We start from the raw sequence: 3,716 nt of genomic DNA, 5'->3' as shown, positions 1-3,716 counted from the left end.
CAGGACATGGAGCCTAGCACTGTATCTTTTTATACATATGCTAGTATGAAGGCGACTATTCGATGATATAGAGTGCCCCATGGAAAATAAATAATCAAAAAATCGTTTCCTGAAGACAAAGATTTCAGGAGATATAAGTTTTTTACGCTTTCTCCAAGTACTATAAATGGAAATTCCGGAACAGTTAAAATGTAGACATGTTAAATAATGGGAGCGCGGGTTCTGTATCGTGAATATCTCCGGCAACAGTGCCCAAAACAACCTGACCCAGGCGCTTCTGATCTATCCCTTCGGCCAATTTAGGTTTGACTACTGCGGAAACACTCTTCAAAATTTCACCGGAAAAAATAAGATCCGGCACGAAATAGACTCCTTCTTCATATTTCTTGCCTACAATATCCATGGCTTGTCCGCAGGCATCCATAATCATAAGAGGGTCCTCACCAGCATCAATTAACTTTCGCACAATACTTAACGCTTCTTCCTCCTGTAATTCTGAAAGCGCTATAACTAATTCCTTAGACACATGTTTCCCTCCTTATTGTTTTTTATCAGTACTGTTTCCGTCTTTTTTACCATTTCCCTTTAGGACACCACCTCCATAATAGTATTGACACGCTGACAGCCTAACTGATTAGTATATATGTATATACATAATACGCCACTCCAAATATCCCATCTGCAATACTATACCAGTATATCTAACCGATAATAGAGGTTGAATATTTTCGAAATCTACCTTCCTATTGCTTTAACCCTTGAGCCCCATTTTTAATTCTCTGTTGGTGCTTCCAATGTCGCACAAGGCTACCCTTCAATATTTCCGGAGCGATAAGATTGCAAAAACTTTCTGGAAAAGCGGTCCTTGTTTATCAGCAGGTTTGTAACCATTATCGCTGTCATGATCTGTGCATCTAAAGGGTCTAATATGGCGGCATCCATCCCCAAGTTCATACAGTTTGCTAGAAAATACCGGTTGATCAGGCGGCGCTGGGGGAGGGAGTGGGAGACATTGCTGAGTCCGGAAATGGTTTTGACTCCATATCGCTGTTTGATCTCGGTCAGGCTCCGGTAAAAAATCAGGGCATTATCGTTGCTTACGGCGAGTGGCAGGACAAGGGGATCAATATATAGTTTTTCCAGAGGAAAACTGTTCTTTTCTAGAATATCGATCAATCTCCCGGTAATGGCCAGTCGCTCATCTACAGTCTTGGGAATGCCCTTGTCATCTGTGGCCAATGCTACAAGTTCACACTTGGCATCCAGGGCCAGCGGAAGCATCCCTTCCAGACGTGCTTTCTCCATAGAGATGGAGTTGATCATCACCCTTCCCTGGGCGGTTTCCAATCCCTTTTCTATGGCTTTGGGATTGGTACTGTCAATACATAGGGGTGTATTCACCACCTGCTGAACGGTTTCCACTATCCATTGCATATCATTTACTTCATCTTCCATGGCAGTGTTGATATCCAACAGGTCAGCACCTGCTTCTGTTTGCTTTTGTGCCAGTTCATGGACGAAAGCCTCGTCTTTTTCTTTAATAGCTTTGCGTACCTTCGGGATCGTGCTGTTTAGCTTTTCCCCGATGATTAACATTCCATAATCTCCTCCCCCTTATATTGATGTCTATACAACTTGTGCCTTAATTATAGCATATGTCCTGTTGTCTATACAAGTGTTAATAAAAAATAATGTGACTTCTAATAATTTTCTTTTTTTGGGTAGACGCTCATACACCGTCCAGGCGGCACCAACCCGGAATATCACCAGCAGGGGATGAAAAGTTGAGCTGAAGTCGAATATTACCGAGCAGGCGGAAGGCAATCTCTTTTCCCAACGACTAATGACCAACCACAAACCACCGATTAGACATCCATGCTGTCCAGGCGACACCCAGCAGAGGATGAAAAAAGAAGCGGAGTTAGGAAATGTCGAGGTGACAGAGAAGCGCCCCCTGTCACCCCCTGGAAATCTGTTCAAAGATCTCCAGTGCTTTAACACCATCATTGGATACATAATCCGCACCTGTATATGCCTTTACCTGTTCATCTACAGGGTACCCTCCCAGTACAACGGTAACCTTGTCTTTAAGGCCGGTTTCTGCCAGCCGGTCAATCAGTTTTTTGACATATCCGATACAGAATGTAAGCAGCACGCAAACACCGATAATATTTGCTCCCGTTTCTTTAAGGGCTTCAACAAATTTCTCCGGGGTTACATCGACCCCTAAGTCACGGACGCGATATCCTGATGAACGCAAGAGGTAGATGACAATGTTTTTGCCCAGATCATGAATGTCCCCCTCAATAGTCCCCATAACAACCTGGACACCGTTGCTCTCATTGGTTCCTATGCCATTATTGGGAAAATAGGGTTCAATTATCTCCATAACGTCTTTTAAAATAGCTTCAGACATGACCAAATCAGAAAGGTAGTAAGTTCCCTCACTGTATCTTTTTCCTACAATCTCTACCCCTTTTCTGCACTGCTCAACGATCTCATAGGCAGTCTCGCCTTGCATTAGCTTTTTCTTGACAAGGGCAAGGGCATTATCCTCTTCTAAATTAGCCATGGCGTCGATTAAGTTTTCGCTCATAACTTAACTCCCCTCAGCTATTTTTGATATCTTCGATATTCCAACCTTCATAAGTAGTCAGTTTATAGCGGTCACCGCGATAAAGAGATTTTCCCCAGGCGATGATTTTGCTTTCGGCATTGTAAATGGTTTGGATCAAAAGAAAAACCGGTGTATCAGGAGAAATCCCCAGTACTTTTGCTTCTTCTTCAGTGGCGTTGGAGACCATCAGCACTTTTTTGGAACTTGATGGAATGGTATCACTATGAGCAGCAGCTAGAGTAGATAGAGAGGGATCTTTTAGTTCGGATTCGAGGATCGGAGATCGTTTTGAATAAACTGTATATTTGGTCTCATAGGCGAGTGGTTCCCCATCAGCTGTAATCACAATCCTGAAATACAGGCACCTGGTGTTGACGTCTATTCCCAGTCTCCTGGCCAGTTTTTCGTCTGCCTTGATAATTCTGGCCTCCAGGAGTTCTGCGTGGCGCTTCATTCCCTTCTGCCTGATTTCATCATAGAAGTTATTGAGATTAAAAACAACGCTGTCCAACCGCGGGCTGGCCACAAAGGTTCCCTTACCTTTTTGGGTGTAAACCATCCCGGCAGACATGAGTTCGCCAATGGCATGGCGTACTGTCATGCGGCTGATATCAAACCGAGCAGCTATTTCCAGTTTGGTAGGCAGGGTATCCCCCGGTTGGAGTTGTCCGCTGCGGATCTGATTTTCGAAATATTTGAACAGCTGATAGTAAATCGGAATAACAGAGTTTTTGTCAATTATTTCACCTTGCATATGCTAACCCCTATTTTTTGTTGTATATACATATAGAGTAGCAAATATCCGGCTGTTTTGCAACGAAAACATTTACCTGGCAGAACCCGCGCTCCCATTATTTAACATGTCTACATTTTAACTGTTCCGGAATTTCCATTTATAGTACTTGGAGAAAGCGTAAAAAACTTATATCTCCTGAAATCTTTGTCTTCAGGAAACGATTTTTTGATTATTTATTTTCCATGGGGCACTCTATATCATCGAATAGTCGCCTTCATACTAGCATGTGATCAAAAAGATACAGTGCTAGCTCCTGTCCTTGATCATAATTACTCCAAGCATTACGCCATTCTTCTCCGCTAT

The 3,716-nt window shown here is 43.1% G+C and carries 4 protein-coding genes; all 4 read right to left on the bottom strand.

Going from position 1 to position 3,716, the window contains the following annotated elements; all coding sequences use genetic code 11:
- Window positions 1-184: 184 nt before the first annotated feature.
- The 4 genes from SSCH_RS04380 to SSCH_RS04365 all read right to left on the bottom strand — a co-directional run bounded on the left by SSCH_RS04380 (window position 185) and on the right by SSCH_RS04365 (window position 3,371).
- Window positions 185-526 (bottom strand): cobalamin B12-binding domain-containing protein, encoded by a 342-nt coding sequence (locus SSCH_RS04380; protein WP_052835302.1) that lies wholly within the window; start codon window positions 524-526, stop codon window positions 185-187.
- 281 nt (window positions 527-807) lie between these two features.
- Window positions 808-1,596: a methyltetrahydrofolate--corrinoid methyltransferase gene (locus SSCH_RS04375; protein WP_044664413.1), complete on the bottom strand. Its 789-nt coding sequence runs from the start codon at window positions 1,594-1,596 to the stop codon at window positions 808-810.
- A 361-nt stretch (window positions 1,597-1,957) separates the two neighbouring features.
- On the bottom strand, window positions 1,958-2,596 hold the full coding sequence (locus SSCH_RS04370) for a cobalamin B12-binding domain-containing protein (protein ID WP_044664412.1): 639 nt from the start codon (window positions 2,594-2,596) through the stop codon (window positions 1,958-1,960).
- 13 nt (window positions 2,597-2,609) lie between these two features.
- The gene (locus tag SSCH_RS04365; protein WP_044664411.1) at window positions 2,610-3,371 is read right to left on the bottom strand and encodes a GntR family transcriptional regulator; all 762 of its coding nucleotides are present in this window, start codon (window positions 3,369-3,371) and stop codon (window positions 2,610-2,612) included.
- Between the last annotated feature and the right edge of the window lie 345 nt (window positions 3,372-3,716).

Source organism: Syntrophaceticus schinkii (genome assembly GCF_000946815.1).
GTDB lineage: Bacteria > Bacillota > DSM-12270 > Thermacetogeniales > Thermacetogeniaceae > Syntrophaceticus > Syntrophaceticus schinkii.
This window is presented reverse-complemented; position numbering and strand designations above follow the sequence as displayed.